Here is a 22,140-nt window from a genome sequence, read left to right on the forward strand (position 1 = left end):
TAAACGAGAACATTATACAAGTAATACAACATTAGCTGCATAAAGAAAAATGAAGTTGCCTCTTTGACAACTTCATCAAAAACATTTTTAATTATTTCACCTGTCTACTTGACAGGGGCGGTTCAAAGTCATTATAGCTTTTATATTTTCAGTTTAACAAAACATCTTTTCAATAATATAATCGCAATCACACTAGCAATGGTTTCAGCAATGACAAAGGCAGCCCAGATACCATCGATATTAAATAATTTTAATAAGATAAATGATAATGGTATAGTAATGATAAATTGTCTTAATAGCGAAATAATTAAAGAATTGCGGCCATTTCCTAAAGCTTCAAATACTCCCGAAGTAACAACTCCAAAAGTTGAACAAATAAAACTTGGTGCAATGATCATCAAACCAATAATACCAATTTGATATAATTCAGCCGAAGCATTGAACCATGATAGAATCAATTTAGGGAACAATAAAAAGATAACAGTTCCAATAGCTAAAATACAGCCAGTACATAGTAATGATTCTTTGATAATTTGTTTCAGCCGGTTAAATTTATTGGCTCCAAAATTATAACTGATCAATGGTCGCATTCCTTGAATCAAACCATTAGCTGGCATATAAATAAATGATTGCAGTTTAAAATAAATACCAAAAAAGGCAATGGCACTTTGTGATACTGATGCTAACATACCATTTAACAACGAAACTAAAATAGATGGTAAAGCCGACATGATTCCTGATGGAATACCGATATAATAAATCTTTTTGACAGTTGTAAGATTAAAGGACATCTTTTTTAGAGAGATTTTTAACTTTGAAGTTTTAATAAATAAAATGATCGCTAATAAACAAGCAGTCATTTGGCCAATGATTGTTGCAATAGCCGCACCAGCAACTCCTAGTTGTAAATACCCATTAATCCCAAAAATTAAAATCGGATCAAGAATAATATTGACAATAGCTCCAATTCCTTGTAAAAACATCGGAATAATCATTTCACCAGTTGCCTGAAACATCTTTTCAATGGCAATATGAATGATTGAACCAAAAGTAAATGTAATTACAATACTACCATAAGTGATAGCATCTTTAAGAACTTGGGGATCATTAGTAAATAAAAGAAAGAATGGTTTCATTAAAAATAACCCGATGAAAACAAAAATTAATGAGTGAAACAAGGCTAAAATAATCCCATGGTCACAAATATTATTAGCTTTTTCAAGTTCATTTGCTCCTAGTTTTTTAGCCACTAAAGCATTAATGGCAACTCCAAGACCAACAGAACAAGCTAGAGATAGGTTTTGTAGTGGATAGGCCAGTGATAAAGCAGTTAAGGCTTCTTCACTTATTTTAGCAACGAAAATACTATCGACGATATTGTACATTGATTGAATCAGCATCGAAATCATTGGTGGAATCGCCATTTTCATTAACAATGGAAAGATTGGTTTTGTCGCCATCTCATTCATAAATAAATTACCTCCGAAAAAAAGCTATAGCTCACGTTTATACTTAGGAAACGTGGAAAGCTATAGCTTAAATATTATCTAATTTGCGCTAATATCATAGCCTAAACAATATTTATTGTCAATTATTTATGATATAAATTTTCTTCAGTTAAAATACTGATCAAAGCTGCAACTACGGTTGCATCTAGCTGGGTACCTTTAATACTATTTAAAATATCAATAGCTTCATTAATTGATTTTTTGTTACTATAGGGACGGCCTTCGACAATAGCATCAAATGTATCAGCAACTGCAATAATTCTTGCTCCTAAGCCAATTTGATGACCTTTGATTCCTAAAGGATAGCCGCTACCATCAAGTTTTTCATGATGCTGTAACGCCATGACGGCTACATTTTGACCAAAAATATCTTTGATCATCCGATATGAAGCTTGAGGATGAGTCCGCATGATCTTTTTTTCTTCTTGGCTTAAAGGACCAGGTTTCAATAAAATATCTGAAGGAATAGTGATTTTTCCAATATCATGATAACAAGCGGCATAAAATAAATCGGATAACAACTGGTAATTGACATCTAATTTACAAGCCAATTTCATTGATAACTGTTGAACACGAAAACAATGATTAGTAGTTGAAAGATCTTTGTGCTGTAATTGCAGCATGATATCTGAGATTTTATTAACGGTATTTTTAAGTATCTGATAGATTGGATGAGTGTAAATACATAATAAAGTCGTATCTTCAAGAGCCTGAAACAGATAGGCATTTTTGTTTTGATCAATACTCAACAGATCGTCTTTAGTTAATATCCTGGCTTGACGATAGGGATCAAGTTTAATTTGTCCTGTTAATACTAATATTGCTTTATTATCATCTAGCTCATTAAAACCATTAATAACTCCACTGTGCTTTTGCTTAAAATGACAACGAACGACCTCTAAATCAGGTCTTGATAATAATAATTCATAGTCACTATTATTATAATTACAAAAAGTTTTGTCTAAATATTCATTTTTATTAATAATTAGTTGTTTTTTTATCATAATTTGTTATCCTCTAAGAGATAATTGTAGACAATGGTTATTTGAATGTCAAATTTATTATCTTTAATTTTACAGTTATTCTAGTTATAATGATTATTAGAAATATTATAAAGGGGACAATAAAAAGATGAATAAAATTAAAGAAGTCGTGGTCGTTGAAGGAAAGACTGATAGTGCTTTGTTAAAAGAACTGTTTGAAGTCGATACAATTGAAACTCATGGACTGGCAATCGATGATCAAACAATGGTTTTGATTAAAGAAGCAGCTAAAAGTCGTGGAATTATTGTTTTAACTGATCCTGATTTCCCTGGTAAAAAAATTCGTGATTTAATTCAAAAGCAGGTTCCAAATTGTAAACATGCTTTTGTTGCCAAAAAGGATGCTGTTGGTAAAAAGAAAGTTGGAATAGCTGAAGCTAGAAAAGAAGCGGTAGTTGCTGCTATTGAAAATGTTGTTACTTTTGATAGTGAAAATCAAAGTATTAGCTGGCCAGAGTTTTTGGAACTGGATATTATCGGTAATAAACAAAAACGGTTAAAAATATATCAGGAGTTTAATTTAGGCTATGGCAATGTTAAAACATTATTTCGTCGTTTAAATATGGTCGGAATTACTAAAGAAGAGATTTTAAGGAGAGTTGGAAATGTTGTTAGCGACTAGAGATAAGTTTAAGTTTTATGTGACTAAAGAATTTAAAGGTGAATTTTTGATTCCAATTATTGAAAATTTAAAAGTCAAATATCAAAATAATTTTGATGATTATGATGAAGTTTATCATTGCAATCAGTTGATTCATCAATTAAACCAAGAGCCAGACATTTCAATAGATTATCATGTAATGTATTTAGATGAACAGTGTGTTGGCTTTGTAATGGTCAGCAGCGGTAAAATTGACGCTAATAAATTTTTTAATCAGCCATTATTTAAAACAACTGAGAGCGCGGTTGTTCTTAATTATTTTCATATTTGCACTCAAGGCAGAGGCAATGGAACATATTGGTTAAAAGAAATAATCTTGCCATATTATCAAGATAAAGAAGTAATGTATCTAAAATCATCACATGCTAGAGCATTTAGTTTATATCAACGCTTGGGAAAAGAAATTGCTCAGTATCAAAGTGACAGTGATAATCATGATTATCATCGTGTTGGAAAAATTTTTGAAATAAGGATAGATAAAGAATGAAAGATATCGCAACAATTGCTACAACTAAAGAAATACTAGCCAAATATCAATTAGGAGCTTTAAAAAAACTAGGACAGAACTTTTTGGTTGATGTTAATGTAATTAATAAAATCATTAGCAGGGCAATGATTGATAAGCAAACTGCTGTAATTGAAGTTGGTCCGGGAATTGGAGCTTTAACGCAAAAGCTGGCCCAAAATAGTGGCAAAACTGTTAGCTTTGAAATTGATGAACGTTTTAAACCAGTGTACCAAGAGTATTTAAACTATGCTAATCTAGAGATCATTTTTGGTGATTTTATGAAACAAGATGTAGCAGCAATTGTTGATAATTTAAAAAAAGATTATTCCAATGTTTATTTAGTTGCTAATTTACCATATTACATAACGACTCCAATTATTGAAAAAGTAGTTTTAGAAAACTGCCATGTTGATAAGATCATCGTCATGATTCAAAAAGAAGTTGCTAAAAAAATGACTAGTGGTTATAAAAACCCCTTGTTATTGTTACTAGCTGACAATGCAGAGATTGAATATTTGTTTACTGTTAGTAAAAATGTTTTTATCCCTAGTCCCCATGTAGATTCAGCGGTTATCTCGATTACGATTAATCAAAAGCCGGATTTAGAGCTATATCGCATTTTAGAAATATGTTTCAAACAGCGACGTAAAACAATTTACAATAATTTAAAGGCTGTTTATCCAGAAGCTAAAACCATTTTGCAGCAAGCTAATGTAGCCATTAATAAAAGAAGTGAGGAATTAGAGTTAACTGATTTTAAGAATATCACCAAAGTAATTACTGAACATATAATATAGTGGTGATATAAATGAAAATAGGCGATATAGTTTGTCGAAAAAAATATGGAAAAGATATATGTTTTAAAATAACCGATATTAAAGATGGGGTTTATTATTTAACGGGAATTGAATATCGTTTGATTGCTGATAGTGATGAAAGTGATTTGGAATTAAGTGACTTCAGCAGTGAGAAAAAGGATATTATTGTTGAAAGTAAACCATGTCTAAAAGGAAGTGTCTTACACATAGATGGCGATCCTGATTATCTTAAAATGTGTTTAGATAAATATCATGAATTTAATATCAATGTTCATGGTTATTATATGAAAGAAAATGAAATTAAAGATAGAATTATCCCATTATTAGAAAAACATCGACCTAATTTGTTAGTAATAACCGGGCATGATGCTATGAAGAAAAATGGAGATCGACGAAATATTAATAGTTACTTGCATTCAAAAGATTTTGTTGAAGCGATTAGACAGGCCAGGTTATATGAAGATGATAAAGATAGTTTAATTATCTTTGCTGGTGCCTGTCAGTCATATTATGAATTATTACTGGCAAGTGGGGCTAATTTTGCTTCAAGTCCCAGCCGTAAAAATATCCATGCCTTAGATCCGGTTTTTGTTGTTAGTCAAATTGCTAATGCCAGCATCAAAAATTATGTTGATTTAGAGAAGATCGTGGCTAAAACATCGCATAAGCATTTAGGAATCGGTGGAATTGATACTAGAGGGGTAGCGCGTAAAATATATCCAACAAGTAGGTGAGATAATGAAAATAAGAGCATACGCTAAAATTAATTTAGCATTAGATGTAATTAGAAGAAGGGAAGATGGTTATCATGAATTAGAAATGATCATGGCCCCCATTACTTTACATGACTTGATTTATATTAATGTTATTGATCAAGGAATCGAAATTGCTTCTAATAGCAAAATTATGCCAACTGATGAAAGAAATATTATGTATAAAGTAGCGGCGTTAATGAAAGAACGTTTTCAAATAAAAAAAGGAGTAAAAATATTTGTTTATAAACATATTCCTACCCAAGCAGGATTAGCTGGAGGTTCTGCTGATGGCGCAGCTGTTATTAAAGCGATGAATGAACTTTTTCATTTAAATCTATCATTAGGAGAAATGGCGGCACTATCAAAAGAATGTGGAGCCGATATCCCATTTTGCATTTATCAAAAGATTGCTTTTGTTCAAGGAATTGGTGAAAAATTAGAATTTATTGATCATCCATTTGAATGCAAAGTTTTATTAGTTAAACCAAAACGTGGGGTATCAACTAAAAAATGTTTTAATAGTTTGAATTTAAGTAAAGTAACCCATCAGGATTGTCGCAAAATGATTACAGGAATCAAAGAAGATGATTATCAAACAGTAATTGATAATTTACAAAATACGCTTGAAGGTCCTTCAATTAAAATGGTTCCAGATATTAATAAAATCAAAAAAGAAATGATAGATTTAGGATTTGATGGGGCTTTAATGTCAGGAAGTGGTTCTTGTGTATTTGGGCTAACTCGCAATGAAGAAATTCTAGAAAAAGGGTATCAGTATTTTAGAGGAAAGTATTATTTTGTTAGAAAAACGGAAATCCTTAATGATATGTAACTAAAATATTAGATATCAACGGGATTTTATCGATGGTTTTTCACTTTTTGCTTTAACAAATGTAAATTTTTTGTTATTATGGTGTTGTTAAAAGAGGTGTGAAAATGAAAACATATGCGGTAGTAATGGCTGCTGGTAAGGGAACCAGAATGAAATCAGATAAGCCAAAGGTTGTTCATGAAGTTTTATATAAACCAATGATCAATCATATTGTTGATGAATTAAAACAAGTTGGCGTTGATGAGATTTATGTTATTGTTGGTCATAAAGCTGACGAAGTTGAAAAGTTGTTAGATGGTGTAAATATTGTTTATCAGCGAGAACAACTAGGTACTGGACATGCATTGATGCAATGTAGCGATGCTTTGGCTGGAAAAGAAGGAACTACAGTTGTTTTAAACGGTGATGCACCATTGATTACTAGTGATACAATTCGCAAATTGATTGCTTATCACAACGATAATCATTTGAAAGGAACGATCATGACCTGTGATTGTGACTTGGATAAAAAATTTGGTCGGGTAATTCGTGAAGATAACGAGGTTAAAGGAATTGTAGAATTTAAAGATTGTACGCCTGAACAAGTTAAAATTACTGAAATGAACTGTGGTGAATATTGTTTTGATAATCAAGCATTATTTGCAGCGTTAGAAAAAGTTACTAATAATAATGCTCAAAACGAATATTATATCACAGATGTAATTGAAATCATGAATAACGATAACTTAAAAGTTGGTGGTTACAAGATTGCTGATTTATCAGAAGTCGGTGGTATTAACGATCGAGTTGAATTGGCAGAAGCTACTAAGACTTTACAGTTAAAAGTAAATAAACAACATTTATTAAATGGTGTAAATATTATTGATATTAATAATACTTATATTGGGGTTGATGTTGAAATTGGTAGTGATACAACGATTGAACCAGGATGTATTATTAAAGGAAGGACAAAAATTGGGAACAATTGTCATATAGGACCATATTGTGAATTTGATAATGTCGAAATCAAAGATAACGTTGAAATTAAATATTCAGTTATTGCTGATTCAATTATTGAAAATGGTGTTGATATCGGTCCGTTTGCTAGACTAAGAACTAATTGTCATATCATGGAAAATGCTCATATGGGTAATTTCGTTGAAATGAAGAAAGCTGTTTTTGGTAAAGGAAGTAAAGCATCACATTTAACATATGTTGGTGATGCGACTGTTGGAAGTAATGTTAATTTAGGATGTGGTACTATTACATCTAACTATGATGGTAAAAATAAATATCAGACAGTTATTGGCGATAATGCTTTTATTGGATGTAATAGTAATTTAGTTGCGCCGGTTACTGTTGGGGCTAATGCATATGTTGCTGCTGGATCAACAATTACTGATCAAGTTAATGATGATGCCATGGCAATTGCAAGAGCAAGACAAGTAAATAAAGAAGGCTATGCAAAAGTTTTAGAAGAAAAGAGAAATCAAAGAGGGAAATAGGAGAATAAGATGAAGAACAAAATTACTGTCTTTTCGTTATCAGCTAGTAAAGAATTAGCTCAAGATATTGCAAATAAGTTAGGAACAAAAGTTGGTAAAAGCAAAGTCCATCATTTTGCTGATGGAGAAATTTTAGTAGAAATTGATGAATCAGTTCGTGGTAAAGATGTTTTTATTGTTCAATCGACATCTAATCCAGTTACTGAAAACTTAATGGAAATTTTGGTTTTAGTTGATGCTTTAAAAAGAGCATCTGCTAAAGAAATTACAGCCATCATTCCATATTTTGGATATGCTCGTCAAGATCGTAAAGCTAAACCAAGACAACCAATTACATCAAAATTAGTTGCTGATTTACTTACAGTTGCTGGGGTTACCAGAGTAGTTACTGTTGATTTGCATGCAGCGCAAATCCAAGGTTTCTTTGATATTCCAGTTGATGAAATGCAAGCTTTACCACTAATTTCTAATTATTTTAAAACTAAGAAATTAGAAGATATTTGTGTTGTTTCACCAGATCATGGTCGGGCTACTAGAGCACGTAAATTGGCCGTAGCTTTAGATGCACCAGTTGCCATTATTGATAAAAGACGTCCAAAACCTAATGTAGCTGAAATCATGGGGGTTTTAGGTGATGTATCTGGTAAGAATTGTATTATGATTGATGATATGATTGATACTGGAGGAACAATTGTTGCTGGTATTGAAATGTTAAAAGAAAAAGGGGCTAAATCAATACATGTTGCTTGTACCCATCCAGTATTTTCAGGACCAGCTGTAGAAAGATTACAAAATTCTTCAGCTGATGAAGTAGTGGTTACTGATACAATCAAGTTACCAGAAGAAAAATTATTCCCTAAATTAAAGATTGTTTCTGTTGCTGGTTTACTAGCAAAAACAATCGAAAATATTGAAAACTGTTTACCAGTTTCAGATGTATTCCAAATGTTTGATTTTGATAAATAAAGTTTAAATTTAAAAGGTAGTAACCTTGATATGATTATCAAGTTACTACCTTTTTGTATTAGACTAAAGAAACGTTTAACAGCTTTAAGTAATTTTTTTACCAAATGGTAAATGCCTCAGTAGCCAGATACTGATAAATGAAATAGTGGCAATACCGATAGTCAAACCGGGAACGATCAGCCAAGCTGACAAGTCGGAAGGAGCCAGATGATTTTTATATATATCCAGAAATAAAATATGAATCAAGTAGATTCCAAAAGAACAGCTGCCTAGAACATTAATCAAATTTTTTATTTTATCATTTATCTTGTCTTTCAATTTTGAGCGAATCATTAAAAGAAAAAATGCGACACTAGATAGAATAATTAACGGGTTGCCATATTCTAATGATTGTTCATAATGCACATTGCTAGAATAAGTCATAGTTATTGTCCAGACTATTGTAGCAATCATTGAAAGACCATAAATGATAATTGCTTTATTTTGAGTGATCGGTATTTGTTTTTTATATTTATATAAATAATAACCAATAAGAAAATAATAAGTATAGACACGATCACCTATCAATGGTAAATCATAATAAGCACTGGCATCATTTAGTGATAAGATATAATTACAGATAACTGCAATGGTAATGATAATTAAAAAAGCCTGTTCAATTTTAGGGGTCATATGATTACACATAACCTGTAAAAATGGCAATACTAAATAAATGGGAATAATTGCATATAAATACCATAAATGTTCTGTAACTGGTCGATAGAAGATTTCTAGTAAATTATATGATTCTTTTAAGTAAAATATCGTCCATAAATAATAGATAATGCTCCAAATTACTAAAGCAGTCACAAATCGTTTCCACCGTTTAAAATGTTTTTTTAACGGTTCATTCCTTCCTAATAATAAAGCACCAGAAATCATAAAAAAGCAGGGAACACTGATTCTAGCCAAGGTATTTAAAAGTAATGAAAAACCATACTCACTTTGAGATATTTGACCAAAAGCGCGACAATAGTAATTGGCTACATGGATTATGATTACTGACAAAAAGGAGATTACTCGAATGATCTCTAAATTATAGTCTTTTTCTTTCATTAAATTTCACCACCAAAATTAATTTTAGATCCGTTATTTTAGGTTTGTTAATATTATTATAGTAGATAATATTTAAAAGGTAATCAATTTTTATTTATAAAAATAAAAAATTTATGATTTGTTTAACAAAAATTAGGGATTGCAAAATATGATAAAAAAGAATAATATAGTTAGCATGAGCTAACAATATAATTAAAGGGGAGACATATGCAGATAACAAAAGAAAAACTGGTTTATTTATTATTTTTATATGAACATAAAGATAAAGGTTATACGCTAACTAGAATTGCCCAAGAAATGGGAATATCCAAATCAACCGTTAGTCGGGTTTTAAATACTTTTTATCAAGAAGGTCTGCTGCAAGAAAAAGGAAAAGGTGATTTATCTTGCCAAGGGTGCCAACTGGCTAGAAATTACCAAAAAGATATTAATAAATTAGCTGATTGGCTTCAAGATAGTGCTGATTTTAATCACAATGAAGCATATCAAGAAGCTGTTATCTTAATATTGACTTTGACTAAAGAGGCACGGGAAAAACTAGTCAATAACACCAGTAAAGAACGTCTTTTTAAATTGATTCATAACGTCAAAGAAATAAGTGGAGATATGCTGGCAGCCAACCTTGATGATGGAGAGTATCCATTTGCTTTTACTATTTATAAGAATGATCGAACTAGTATTTCAATGGCTAATGATGGCTTTTATCATCCAGGTATTTTAAAAGTTAAGCTTGGTCATGGGGAGCTGGTATTTAAACCGCGAGAAGTTGAACATGAATCGATAATGGGAAAAATAATTTTAAAAGGCAAATTAGATACGATGAAATATCAGGTCGATAATGAATATTTTTTAAGCAAAGTGCTTCGTGGTGATTTTATTATTCCAGTATCGAAATTGCATTTTCATTATAGTCGCGAGGAAAAGTTGTTACAAGCATCGTTAAAAGTGAAATTAAAACCAGAAGTAGGAATTATTCATATGCCTGAAAGTGAAGCTGTTTTAACAATAATGTTTAAATAGTGTTGCATAGGTAGCAACACTTATAAATGCACTAAAAAGGTAAGATAATCACTTTTTTGTAGTAATTTGTTGCAAGGGTGCAACAAAAATAACTGTTGCAATGCCAATAGAAAATGTTAAAATTCGATTGTGGTTAGCCAAAACTAACTAAGCGAATATTTTTTTGATAATTAAGTTAGATTTATCTAACAAATATAATATTGAGGAGGATAAGATGAAAAAAATATTAAAAGTCGCATTAGCTTTAATGATGGCCTTAACGATTCAAATGACGACATTACAATCTGCTAAGGCTATGGAAATTGATTTATCACAGCCCGGAACTTATGAAGTGCCAATTGCTTCACTAGTCTCTGCGGCGCCATTACAACCAGTGCAACAAGCATTTGCCAAAGCTTTTGGAGACAGTGTGGTAGTCGACGTTGATGAAGCTGGTAATCAAGTAGCGACGATCAATTTACAACATATGGTAATTGAAAACTTTATGGGTGGTAATTATCATGCTAATGTTGTATATGTTGATGGGGCAACTGTTGTTAGCCAAGGGCAAGAAGTTTATTCAGCTAATTTTGGGACTCCAGATAATCATGTTGAAATTACAGTACCAAAAACAGTCACATTACCATTAAATCTAGATGAAAATAATAGTCAAGTCATTACTATTAATGTTGATTTTATGGATGCTTTTTTAGGTAGTGGTAGTGCTTATGATACTAATGTAACTTTAACATTAGATATTGATAGTGCTACAATGAAAGCTGATTATAGTGGGGTTACTAGTGCTATTGCCAGTGCTAATGCTTTAGTGGCTAGTGATTATAGTGAAAAGTCATGGGCAGCGTTGCAAGCAGCAATCAATGAAGTTGTTTATGATTTAGATGCTAGTCACCAAGATGATGTTGATGCGATGGCTTTAGCTATTAATGATGCTATTGCTGCATTAGAAAAAGTATACTCTGATAGTAAATTAACTACTGATGGAACTTATACTGTTAATGTTCAATTATGGCATGCAACTGAAGATCGAGCTTCCATGGCAGCACAATCATTAGAAACAACAGCTACGATCGTTAAGGAAAATGGTCAAGCGACGATGTATATTACAACAAAAGAAATGACATTTGGTACGATCAAAGCTTGTTTACAAGAACTTTATTTAGGAAATGAAACTAGTGATTATCATAATAATCCTGCAACTGTAGAAGCTCGTGATGCAAATGGTAATCCAACAATGTGGTCTTTTGTTTTACCTCATGAAAATGAATATATCGATGTAATGGTAAACCCTCATGTAGCGATGATGGGAAATATGGATTTAGGAGCTCGGATCAAAGTTGATTATACAACATTGACAAAAGTATCTGATACAACTAGTAAACCAGAAGCACCAGAAACGACTGTAGATGATAGTAATACCGAAGCTTCTAATAATGATATTACTAGTACTGATGCTACAACATCGGCTGTAAAAACAGGGGATAATGCTCATTTTGAATTAATGGGTGGATTATTAATTTGTTCATTAGCTGCAATTGCATTTATAACAAGAAAAAAATTATGTAAATAATTGTAATTAAAAATGTTGATGGGGCATTGATGATAATGCTCCATCTTTAGTTTGGAGGTATAAAATGAAAAGGATATTAAAAGGTATTACGATCATGTCATTGCTTTTAATGCTTTTAGTTCCTTCTAAAATTATGGCTATCGACGATGGAGCTTATCTAGCAGGACGAACGACTAGTTATGCTAATCCCTTGACTGGTCAAACCGAAGATGGAGGAACTAATATTGCATTAGGTGATAGTATGGCCAATAGTTTAGTGCCATCACAACTATTAGTGGAACAAACTAATGGGAAAATTTATGTTACATTTGGAATTGGTTTGGCTTCAAATATTAGTAATTATAGCTTTAAACTAATGAATAGTAGTGGTCAATTTAGTAGTGTCTCAGCTACTCAAACTGGTAGCAGCAGCGCTAATGGGGATACCGTTAAGCACTTTAGGGTGCAAGTCAACTCACTAAGTGACTATATTAGTCCAGTTGTATATGTTGATCCAATGGGGCGTAATGTCCAATTCTTCATAAAACTGGATACTGGTTCTCTGACTCCAGGAACGGGAATATATAAAAGTGAAATGATTCCTGCCACTACTAATGAGTCAACGACTACAAGTCAAAATACTAATACAACAGAGGAAACTAATGAAGCAACAACAAACGAAGAGGCTGTAGCTCCGGAACCTGAAGTAGTTGAAAACACTAATGTTGTCGGCAAGATAAATCGGGAAACGTTATTTGAAGGAGTATCAGGATTATCAGCTCATGTAATGGATAGTGACGGTCAAGAAGATGAAGAATTAGAATTGACGGTTACTAATTTAAAAAACAATAAGGAAACTAGTCAAGATAAAAAAAGTAATAATTTACCGTTAATAGTTGGGGGAATTGTTGTTGTCGGGGTATTAGTGGTTGCAGGAGGTGTATATTATGTTAAAAAAATTAAGAAATAGTTTTTTATCATTGTTGTTAGTAATTACTATGGCTGGTTGTGTTGATCAAAGCGGTGGTAGTGCTAGTAATGATGAGCTAACGATTGCCGCTACATCGGTAGCAGTATGCGAAGTGTTAGAAGCGTTAGATGTTCCTGCCAGCCAGGTAATTGCTATTCCGACTACTGAGTCATATACAGTACCTGAGCGCTATCAAGATGCTATTGAACTAGGAACCGCCATGGCTCCAGATATGGAACAGCTAGCAACTCTAAAACCAGATTTAATCTTAAGCCCTAATTCTTTAGAAGGAGAGCTAGCCAGTAAATATAGTGATATTAAAATCAGTTCAGCGTTTTTAAATTTAAAAAGTATTTCTGGGATGTTTAAAAGTATTGAAGAGTTAGGCAAGTTATTAGACTGTCAAGATGAAGCGACAAAATTGGTTGATGAATATGTTGATTATATGGTCTCTTTTAGAGAAAAATATCAAAATCAAACTAGTCCACGTGTTTTAATTTTAATGGGACTTCCTGGTGGCAGCTATGTAGTAGCGACTGAATCAAGTTATGTTGGTGATTTAGTTAGATTGGCTGGTGGCACTAATATTTATGGGGATGGTGACGGTCAGGATTTTGTTAACGTTAATGTTGAAGATATGTTACAGCAAAATCCTGATATTATTTTACGTACTAGTCATGCTATGCCTGAACAGGTAATGGAAAGTTTTAAAACGGAATTTGCGGAAAATCCTATTTGGAGCCAATTTACAGCTGTCGCTAATAATCGGGTTTATGACTTAGATAATAATTATTTTGGTATGAGTGCCAATTTTAATTATCAAAAAGGTTTAGAAAACTTAGAGGAAATTTTATATGGAACTAATTAAAAAGCATCCTAAAATATTTATTGGCGCTTTACTAGTTATTTTATTTATGTGCTTTTTTGTAGCCATTAATTTAGGTAGTATTGATATTTCATTATCGAAACTATTTCGAGGGTTATTTATTGAATATGATAGTGATGTTGCCAGTGTTTACAATATTCGGTTTCCTCGAGTAATTGTTGCAATGTTAGTTGGTGGGGCGCTGGCATTATCTGGCTTGTTATTTCAAGTCGTTTTGAAAAATCCATTGGCTGATCCAGGAATTATCGGAATTAGTAGTGGAGCTAATTTAATTAGCTTGCTAACCGGAATATGTTTACCACAGCTTTATTCTTTGGTTCCATTATTAGCTTTTTTAGGTGGCGTGGCTACTTTTGCAATTATATATAGTTTATCATGGAAAGCCGGATTTAAAACTACTAGAATCATCTTAATTGGCGTAGCACTTAATTATACGATTAGTGCTTTAATTAGCGTAGTTGAAAGTTCCAGTGCTTCAATTGCTAGTCAGGCAACCGGAACGATTGTTTTATATACTTGGAATGATGTTAAAATCTTAGTAATTTATCTATTACCAATTATTATCATAACTTTATTTATGGCAAAAGCTTGTAATCTATTGGCATTAGAAGACCGTACTTTAACTTCACTGGGAATCAATGTTAATTTATATCGTTTTGGTTTATCATTTTTAGCGGTTTTATTATGTAGTATTGCAGTATCAATAGCTGGTGTAATTGGCTTTATTGGTTTGTTGGTTCCACATATTGCCCGATTATTGATCGGGATGGAACATAAGTATTTGTTACCAGTTAGTTTTTTACTAGGAGCTATCGTTTTATTAGTGGCTGATACTGTTGGTCGTGTTATTATGGCTCCTTATGAAATTTCTGCAGCAATTATCATGGCTGTTATTGGTGGACCATTATTTATCATTTTATTGAAACGGAGCATTGATGTAAATGGAAGTTAAAAATATTAGTTTAAGTTATCAAAAAAAGCCTTTTATTGATAACTTATCTTTAAAATTTAAGCCTAAACAAATAACCTCGATCATTGGTCCCAATGGAAGTGGAAAATCGACTTTATTAATGCTATTGAGTCGTATCTACAAACCAGCTACCGGTATCATCACTTTAAACAATCAAAATATCTGGGATTATAAAATTAAAGAGTTTGCCCAAAATATAGCTGTTGTTCATCAAAAAAATCAATTATATGGTGACTTAGATGTTAAAACAATCGTTGGATATGGACGTTTACCATATTTAAATTATCATCAAAGTTTAAATAAAGAAGATTATCAGATTATTGATTGGGCTTTAGAAATTACTAATTTAAAAAAATACCAAAATCGTCAATTGGCAAACCTGTCTGGTGGGCAACAGCAACGTGTATGGTTAGCAGTAGCATTAGTTCAAAAAACACCTATTTTATTATTGGATGAACCAACGACTTATTTAGATGTTAAGTATCAAATTGAAATCTTAAATTTAATAAAAAAAATTAATCAAGAATATCAAATGACTGTAATTATGGTCCATCATGATATTAACCAGGCAATCAATTATAGTGATGAAATTGTGGCTATGAAAGATGGAAAAATATTATTTCAAGGGGCTCCTAATGAGGTTATATCCTCAAAGTCTTTACAAGAACTCTATGATTATCAGTTACAGGTTATTGATCATCAAAATCAAAAGATCGTTTTAAACTATCAAACTACCAATATTAATAACCATAATTTGCCATAATAAATAGATAATCTCTTAAAATAATGAGCAATTTAATCGAAAATTATTTTCTATAATAACATCGTAGTCAAAAATAAATTATGTTTTTTTCAATCCTTTCTCAAATAAGACTACTACTCTTTGGATATCTTTCCCTGATATCTACTTAAGCAAACAGTTTAGCTGTTTGCTTTTTGTATATTCTTAACTTTTTTTGTCAAAAATATTTATATGAAAAATAAATATAAATTTTCAAAAAATGAAAATTTATGATTTTTCGAAAAAGAAGTAGCTATTCCTTGATGATATTAGCGAAAACAAACGAAATATTTTGATTTTATCATGTATTTTTGAAATTGATAAGTGGGTGATTCTTTTAGAGATTTGACAAACTAGTTTGATTTTGTTAATATACTGCGGAGGTGAATTTATGTACTTTGATACGCATTGTCATTTAAATAGTGAAGAATTATATGAAAATCATGACTTTTTTGTTAGTCGGGCTTTAGATAATCAAGTAAATCATATGGTAGTTGTGGGATATACTTTAGAGTCATCTAAAAAAGCCATTGAACTGGCTAATCAGTATGATTTTATCTATGCAGCAGTAGGAATTGGTCCTAATGACTGTCTAGAAACAACTAAAGAAGATATGGCAATCCTTGAGGAGTATTTAAAAGCACCCAAGGTTGTGGCTTTAGGTGAAATCGGTCTTGATTATTATTGGGATACGGTTGGTAAAGAAAAACAGATGGAAGTATTTCAATGGCAAATGGATTTAGCTAAGAAATATCAAAAACCAGTTGTTATTCATTGCCGGGATGCCTATGAAGACACATACCAAGTATTAAAACGCAATGGACATCCAGGAATTATGCATTGTTATAGTGGGTCGGTCGAAATGGCTAAACGTTTTATCGATATTGGTTTTTACATTTCACTAGCTGGTCCTGTAACTTTTAAAAATGCGCGAGTTCCTAAAGATGTGGCAGCAAATATTGATTTAGATAATTTATTAATTGAAACTGACTGTCCTTATTTGACTCCTCACCCTTATCGAGGTAAGTTGAATGAGCCTGCAAATGTTGTGTATATTGCCCAGGAAATAGCTAAGCTAAAAAACATGGAGATAGAAAACGTTGCAAGGGCGACAACGTTTAATGCCAAAAAAGTTTTTGGTATTAAATAGGAGGAAAAATAATGAACAAAATTAAAGAAGCAGTTATTAACGCGGACCCCCGTATGAAGGGGTTGGTTGTGGTAATGATTGCTTATTTAGGAATCATGTGTGCCTTTTTTAATGTCGGGGCCACTGATCAAATTGATAACTATGTGGAAACTGTTGATGTAACAGTTGCTGATGGTAACCAGGGAGAAAAAGGATATCTGGTTAGACAAGAAACAGTAACCGATGTTTTAAGTGAATTAGGAATTACAGTTAATCCACAAGATATCTTGAATTTAGATGCAAATTATGTAGTTAATGAAGGTGATTTAATTCAAATCACCCGTGTCAATGAAGCAAATATAGACGAAATCGTATCTGTTAAGTCTAATACGGTTAATACTACCGGTCTAGAACTTTTTACAACAAAGGTTACTCAACAAGGGCAAGATGGCCAAGTAAAAAACACTTATAAAGTAACTTATCAAAATGGTAATGAAGTAAGTAGAGAATTAATTGGCAGTGAAGAAATTGCTCCAGTAACTGATACGATTATTGAAACTGGTGTTGTTCAAGAAGGCGCTTATTTTACCGGACGTCTTACGACATATGGTGGTGATTGCGCTGGTGGTAATGGAACGTCATCAAGTGGCATTAAGTTAAGTCCAATTTCTGGAGTTCAAGGTTCAAACAGTGCCAAGTTAACTTATAATGGACGTTCTTATTATTGTTTGGCGGCTGATCCATCAATTCCATTTGGAACTATTATTGAAATTACCAATCATAATTTAAGCATTGAATCAACAGCTTATGGAATTGTTGTTGATCGTGGTGGTGCGATTACTGGTAATAAAATTGATATTTTCAATGGTACTGAAGCTGGTAAATATTTTAGTGGTGGCACTTCAAACAATACCCAATTTAAAATTATATCAGTAGGAAGTGGCAAAAACTTCTGGCGATAACTAACTAATTTTTTAATTAGTTAGTTTTTTTTAATGATTTGAAGTATTTTGATTTAAAATCTTTAGTGTTTTAAAAAGCGATAATTTGTAGTACAATAGATAACGATTATAAGGAGGTAAAAAACATGTATGATATAATTGTAGTAGGCGGTGGTCATGCGGGAATTGAAGCATCATTAGCACCAGCACGTATGAAACATAAAACTGCTTTAGTAACCTCTAATTTTAACAATGTCGGTAGTTTGCCATGTAACACCTCTATAGGAGGGCCGGCTAAAGGAATTATTGTCCGGGAAATAGATGCGTTAGGTGGACAAATGGGGATTACTGCCGATAAAACATATTTACAAATGAAAATGTTAAATACAGCTAAAGGGCCAGGGGTACAATCACTTAGAGCTCAAGCTGATAAAAAGAAATATCCCCGTTATATGCAGGAAGTATTAAAAAAACAAGAGAATCTCGATATTATTGAAGGAATGGTTGAAGATTTAATTGTTGAAGATAATTGCGTAAAAGGGGTAGTATTAGAAGATGGTCAGAAAATATTTGGTAAAGCGGTCATCTTAACAACCGGAACTTATTTAAAAGCCGAAATACTTTGTGGTCATCATAAACATGCCAGTGGACCAGATCAGCAAAAAGAATCAAAATATTTATCAGATCGTCTAGCCCAGTTAGGTTTTAGAATTCAAAGATTAAAAACCGGAACCCCACCACGAGTAGATATCGATAGTGTTGATTATTCAAAAACGACGATTCAACCAGGAACTGATGCTAAATTAGCCTTTAGTTATCAAACTAATGAATTTGTACCAATTGAAAAGCAGACACCATGTTATTTAACTTATACTAACGAAAAAACTCATCAAATCATTCGTGATAATCTCGATAAATCAAGTATGTATGGTGGGATTGTCAAAGGAGTGGGACCACGTTATTGTCCATCAATTGAAGATAAAGTAGTCAAATTTGCTGATAAAAAACAGCATCAGATCTTTTTAGAACCAGAGTCTAAAGAGATGAATACGATTTATGTTCAAGGTTTTTCAAGCTCATTGCCTCATGATGTTCAAGAAGAAATGATTCGAACTATTCCTGGTTTAGAGCATTGTAAAATTTTAAAATATGCTTATGCGATTGAATATGATGCAATTGACCCATTGCAATTATGGCCATCACTAGAAACTAAAGTAATCGAAAATCTGTTTACAGCTGGTCAAATTAATGGAACAAGTGGTTATGAAGAAGCAGCGGGGCAAGGATTGATTGCTGGAATTAATGCTAGTTTGAAACTTGAAAATAAAGAGCCACTAGTTTTAAAACGAGATGAAGCTTATATTGGGGTTATGATTGATGATTTGGTTACTAAAGGAACTGACGAGCCATATCGGATGCTTACAAGTCGAGCTGAATATCGTTTATTGATTCGTCATGACAATGCTGATGAACGTTTGATGAAATATGGTCATGATGTTGGATTAGTTAGTGATGAAGTGTATCAACAATATGAAACTAAGATGCAAGGAATATTTGATGAAATTGAACGGTTAGATACTATTCGTTTTACGCCTAAACATGAAATAAATGATTTATTAGAACAATGTCATTCAACCCGTTTAACTGAAGGAATTTCTGCCAAAGAATTAATTAAACGACCTGAATTGAGTTATGAAGTGTTATTGCCTTATCTTGATGCGCCTGATTTATCACCAGAACAACGGCGCAGAATTACGATCTTGATAAAATATAAGGGATATATTGATAAGGCTAAACGCCAGGCGATAAAACAAAGTAAGATGGAAGAAAAGAAAATTCCTGGTGATATTGACTATAGTCAAGTTACTAACCTTGCTTTAGAAGCCAAACAAAAACTAAATAACATTCGGCCATTAACGATTGGACAGGCATCAAGGATATCAGGAATTAATCCAGCTGATATTTCCGTTTTATTGATATATTTAAAACAAAAATACAATGAGGGATAAGTATGGATGAATTAGAGTTTGTTAAGAAGTTACAAGAACAAGGAATTGTTTTATCATCGCGGCAACAAGAACAATTTGCCTTGTATTATCAAATCTTAGTTGAATGGAATCAAAAAATGAATTTAACAGCAATTACGGAAAAAGAAGATGTTTATTTAAAGCATTTTTATGATTCTTTGACAATTGCTTTTGATTTTAAATTTGATCATCAAAAAATTATTGATGTTGGAGCGGGAGCCGGATTCCCTAGTATCCCCTTAAAAATTGTTTTTCCAGAATTACAAGTTACCATTGTTGATTCCTTAACAAAAAGAATAACTTTCTTAAATCATCTGTTTAAACAGTTAGAATTAGAAAACTGTCAGGCTATCAGTGCTCGGGCGGAAGAATATGCGAAAAATCATCGTCAGGAAGTGGATGTTGTAATGGCCCGTGCAGTTGCCAGATTAAATATTTTAGATGAATTATGTTTACCATTAGTAAAAACTGGAGGTTATTTTTTAGCGCTTAAAGGTTTAAAAGCAGCTGAGGAATTACAAGAAGCCAAACGGGGAATTACTATCTTGGGAGGCCAAATTGAAAAAGTAACCGACTTTACTTTGACTAATAACGATCATCGCAGTAACATTATTATTAAGAAAATCAAAAATACACCAGCTAAATATCCACGAATGTTTAGTAAGATAAAAAAACAACCTTTATAGGAGAAAGTATGTTAGAGAAAGTATATAAACAAATTGATATTGATAAAATACAAGCTAATGAAAATCAGCCTCGAACAGTTTTTGACGATGAAAAGATTGAAGAGCTGGCAATGTCAATTAAAGAAAATGGATTGATTCAGCCTTTAATCGTTCGTAAACAAAACCGTAATTATCAAATTATTGCTGGTGAAAGACGCTATCGTGCCTGTAAGCTGGCCGGTTTAAAATCAATTCCATGTATTATTAAAGATATTGATGATAAACAGATGGATACATATGCCATTATCGAAAATATTCAGCGGGAAGATCTCACCCCAATTGAAGAAGCTAATGCTTATAAAACGTTGATCGATACTTATGGCATGAATCAGACAGAACTAGCAAATAAAGTTGGTAAAAAACAATCAACGATTGCCAATAAGTTACGGTTATTAAAACTATCTGATAATGTAAAAGAGGCTTTAAAATCAAAACAGATTACTGAACGTCATGCTCGAGCAATGTTAAGTCTCGATGAGCAAAAGCAACAAAAAGTTTTACAAGAAGTTGTTGATAAATCTTTAAATGTTAAACAAACTGAAGCATTGATCAATCAAGTTCCAAAAGTAAAGCCACGAAAAGCAAATCCAGTAAAAGTTTCTCGAAACTTTAAGATAGCTATTAATACTATTAATCAGGCAACGGCACTGATTCAAAAATCCGGAGTAGAAGTAGTTAGTGAAACTGAAGAAAAAGACGACGAATATGTTATCATTCTACATGTAAAAAAATAATTTACAAACATAGATGGGGGAATATGATGATTAGAGTTTATACGACACCGGCAAGTCAATCATGTCGAAAAGTCATTGCCTGGTTGAAAGAACATAATCTAAGTTTTATTGAAAAGAATATTTTTTCATCAGATCTACATACAAGTGAAATTCGTGAAATCTTAGAGCGTTGTGAAAACGGAACCGATGACATTATTTCTAAAAAAAGTAAAATTATTAAATCAACTGATATTGATTTAGATAGTATGAAAATGGATGAGTTAATTGCTTTTATCAAGGCTAATCCATCAATACTAAGACGACCAATTATTATGGACGAACATCGTTTTCAAGTTGGATATAACGAAGAGGAGATTAGGGCATTTATTCCTCGAAATTTACGTCGATAAAAAAGGAGCTGTTATTTAAATGAATCATTTAAATAATGGCTCTATTTTTATACTTATTGACCCAATCTCATTATCTAGATAAAATTAAAGTAAGAAAATACTTTAAAAAATATTTGCAATATTGGTTTTATAAAAGGGAAAATAGTAAGATCAATTAAATTGGCAGGATATAAACTAATGGGAAAGTACTAATGATGTTATATTGATAGTTAACTGTAATATTTTGGTAGTGTAAAGAGTTTATGAAAAATTAATATCGAACCAAAAATTTTCTGCACTTTTTTACACGAATCCGCAAAAAAAAGAAAGATGAAATCCAGTTTTGAAAAATCATAAATCTTTGAAACCTGAA

Annotated in this window: 22 protein-coding genes; 19 read left to right on the top strand and 3 right to left on the bottom strand. The window is 32.0% G+C overall.

All coding sequences use genetic code 11. From position 1 onward, the window contains the following. Positions 1 to 140 precede the first annotated feature (140 nt). Together Q0K54_RS10575 and Q0K54_RS10580 are read right to left on the bottom strand one after the other, a co-directional pair. The gene (locus tag Q0K54_RS10575) at positions 141 to 1,469 is read right to left on the bottom strand and encodes an MATE family efflux transporter (protein ID WP_294581097.1); all 1,329 of its coding nucleotides are present in this window, start codon (positions 1,467 to 1,469) and stop codon (positions 141 to 143) included. Positions 1,470 to 1,591: 122 nt separating this feature from the next. Further along, entirely contained in the window at positions 1,592 to 2,512 is a 921-nt protein-coding gene (locus Q0K54_RS10580; RefSeq protein WP_294581100.1) for an HD-GYP domain-containing protein, read from the bottom strand. A 127-nt stretch (positions 2,513 to 2,639) separates the two neighbouring features. Here Q0K54_RS10580 and rnmV point away from each other — a divergent pair, with 127 nt between their 5' ends. The 7 genes from rnmV (at position 2,640) to Q0K54_RS10615 (ending at position 8,575) form a co-directional block, all read left to right on the top strand. Beyond that, entirely contained in the window at positions 2,640 to 3,173 is a 534-nt protein-coding gene (gene rnmV / locus Q0K54_RS10585) for a ribonuclease M5 (protein ID WP_294581103.1), read from the top strand. Next, complete coding sequence (locus tag Q0K54_RS10590; RefSeq protein ID WP_294581105.1) at positions 3,157 to 3,699, top strand: hypothetical protein; 543 nt, start codon at positions 3,157 to 3,159, stop codon at positions 3,697 to 3,699. The genes rnmV and Q0K54_RS10590 overlap by 17 nt, the downstream gene beginning before the upstream one ends. Beyond that, positions 3,696 to 4,517, top strand: coding sequence for a 16S rRNA (adenine(1518)-N(6)/adenine(1519)-N(6))-dimethyltransferase RsmA (gene rsmA, locus Q0K54_RS10595; RefSeq protein ID WP_294581106.1), 822 nt, complete (start codon positions 3,696 to 3,698; stop codon positions 4,515 to 4,517). The genes Q0K54_RS10590 and rsmA overlap by 4 nt, the downstream gene beginning before the upstream one ends. Positions 4,518 to 4,528: 11 nt before the next feature. Then, positions 4,529 to 5,272, top strand: a complete 744-nt coding sequence (locus tag Q0K54_RS10600; RefSeq protein ID WP_294581107.1) for a sporulation peptidase YabG — start codon at positions 4,529 to 4,531, stop codon at positions 5,270 to 5,272. A gap of 4 nt (positions 5,273 to 5,276) precedes the next feature. Then, positions 5,277 to 6,125, top strand: a complete 849-nt coding sequence (gene ispE / locus Q0K54_RS10605; RefSeq protein ID WP_294581108.1) for a 4-(cytidine 5'-diphospho)-2-C-methyl-D-erythritol kinase — start codon at positions 5,277 to 5,279, stop codon at positions 6,123 to 6,125. Between the two features lie 104 nt (positions 6,126 to 6,229). Then, a complete protein-coding gene (glmU, locus tag Q0K54_RS10610; RefSeq protein ID WP_294581109.1) occupies positions 6,230 to 7,609 on the top strand; it encodes a bifunctional UDP-N-acetylglucosamine diphosphorylase/glucosamine-1-phosphate N-acetyltransferase GlmU in 1,380 nt (459 codons plus the stop codon). 9 nt (positions 7,610 to 7,618) lie between these two features. Continuing rightward, entirely contained in the window at positions 7,619 to 8,575 is a 957-nt protein-coding gene (locus Q0K54_RS10615) for a ribose-phosphate pyrophosphokinase (protein ID WP_294581111.1), read from the top strand. 84 nt (positions 8,576 to 8,659) lie between these two features. Here the strand turns inward: Q0K54_RS10615 and Q0K54_RS10620 are convergent, their stop codons facing one another. Continuing rightward, complete coding sequence (locus tag Q0K54_RS10620) at positions 8,660 to 9,670, bottom strand: acyltransferase (RefSeq protein ID WP_294581113.1); 1,011 nt, start codon at positions 9,668 to 9,670, stop codon at positions 8,660 to 8,662. 207 nt (positions 9,671 to 9,877) lie between these two features. On the opposite strand from Q0K54_RS10620, the gene Q0K54_RS10625 reads away from it, so the two are divergent. From Q0K54_RS10625 to spx, 12 genes are all read left to right on the top strand, one after another. After that, positions 9,878 to 10,690, top strand: a complete 813-nt coding sequence (locus Q0K54_RS10625) for a helix-turn-helix domain-containing protein (protein ID WP_294581115.1) — start codon at positions 9,878 to 9,880, stop codon at positions 10,688 to 10,690. A gap of 214 nt (positions 10,691 to 10,904) precedes the next feature. Beyond that, positions 10,905 to 12,257 carry an NEAT domain-containing protein gene (locus tag Q0K54_RS10630; RefSeq protein ID WP_294581117.1) on the top strand — a complete coding sequence of 451 codons (1,353 nt, stop codon included), beginning with the start codon at positions 10,905 to 10,907 and terminating at the stop codon, positions 12,255 to 12,257. A 64-nt stretch (positions 12,258 to 12,321) separates the two neighbouring features. Next, positions 12,322 to 13,206, top strand: coding sequence for a heme-binding Shp domain-containing protein (locus Q0K54_RS10635; RefSeq protein ID WP_294581119.1), 885 nt, complete (start codon positions 12,322 to 12,324; stop codon positions 13,204 to 13,206). Beyond that, on the top strand, positions 13,184 to 14,074 hold the full coding sequence (gene isdE / locus Q0K54_RS10640; RefSeq protein ID WP_294581121.1) for a heme ABC transporter substrate-binding protein IsdE: 891 nt from the start codon (positions 13,184 to 13,186) through the stop codon (positions 14,072 to 14,074). The genes Q0K54_RS10635 and isdE overlap by 23 nt, the downstream gene beginning before the upstream one ends. Next, the gene (locus Q0K54_RS10645) at positions 14,061 to 15,044 is read left to right on the top strand and encodes an iron ABC transporter permease (protein ID WP_294581123.1); all 984 of its coding nucleotides are present in this window, start codon (positions 14,061 to 14,063) and stop codon (positions 15,042 to 15,044) included. Before isdE ends, Q0K54_RS10645 begins: the two co-directional genes overlap by 14 nt. Continuing rightward, positions 15,034 to 15,825, top strand: a complete 792-nt coding sequence (locus Q0K54_RS10650; protein WP_294581125.1) for an ABC transporter ATP-binding protein — start codon at positions 15,034 to 15,036, stop codon at positions 15,823 to 15,825. The genes Q0K54_RS10645 and Q0K54_RS10650 overlap by 11 nt, the downstream gene beginning before the upstream one ends. Positions 15,826 to 16,234: 409 nt before the next feature. Continuing rightward, on the top strand, positions 16,235 to 16,993 hold the full coding sequence (locus tag Q0K54_RS10655; protein WP_294581128.1) for a TatD family hydrolase: 759 nt from the start codon (positions 16,235 to 16,237) through the stop codon (positions 16,991 to 16,993). Between the two features lie 11 nt (positions 16,994 to 17,004). Next, positions 17,005 to 17,934 (top strand): G5 domain-containing protein, encoded by a 930-nt coding sequence (locus tag Q0K54_RS10660; protein WP_294581158.1) that lies wholly within the window; start codon positions 17,005 to 17,007, stop codon positions 17,932 to 17,934. Positions 17,935 to 18,059: 125 nt separating this feature from the next. Further along, positions 18,060 to 19,922 (top strand): tRNA uridine-5-carboxymethylaminomethyl(34) synthesis enzyme MnmG, encoded by a 1,863-nt coding sequence (gene mnmG, locus Q0K54_RS10665; protein ID WP_294581161.1) that lies wholly within the window; start codon positions 18,060 to 18,062, stop codon positions 19,920 to 19,922. Between the two features lie 2 nt (positions 19,923 to 19,924). Then, complete coding sequence (gene rsmG / locus Q0K54_RS10670) at positions 19,925 to 20,626, top strand: 16S rRNA (guanine(527)-N(7))-methyltransferase RsmG (RefSeq protein ID WP_294581163.1); 702 nt, start codon at positions 19,925 to 19,927, stop codon at positions 20,624 to 20,626. 8 nt (positions 20,627 to 20,634) lie between these two features. Further along, positions 20,635 to 21,399, top strand: a complete 765-nt coding sequence (gene noc / locus Q0K54_RS10675; protein ID WP_294581166.1) for a nucleoid occlusion protein — start codon at positions 20,635 to 20,637, stop codon at positions 21,397 to 21,399. Between the two features lie 26 nt (positions 21,400 to 21,425). Beyond that, positions 21,426 to 21,788 (top strand): transcriptional regulator Spx, encoded by a 363-nt coding sequence (gene spx, locus Q0K54_RS10680; RefSeq protein ID WP_374011460.1) that lies wholly within the window; start codon positions 21,426 to 21,428, stop codon positions 21,786 to 21,788. Positions 21,789 to 22,140 lie beyond the last annotated feature (352 nt).

This window comes from uncultured Thomasclavelia sp. (assembly GCF_944324745.1).
GTDB lineage: Bacteria > Bacillota_I > Bacilli_A > Erysipelotrichales > Coprobacillaceae > Thomasclavelia.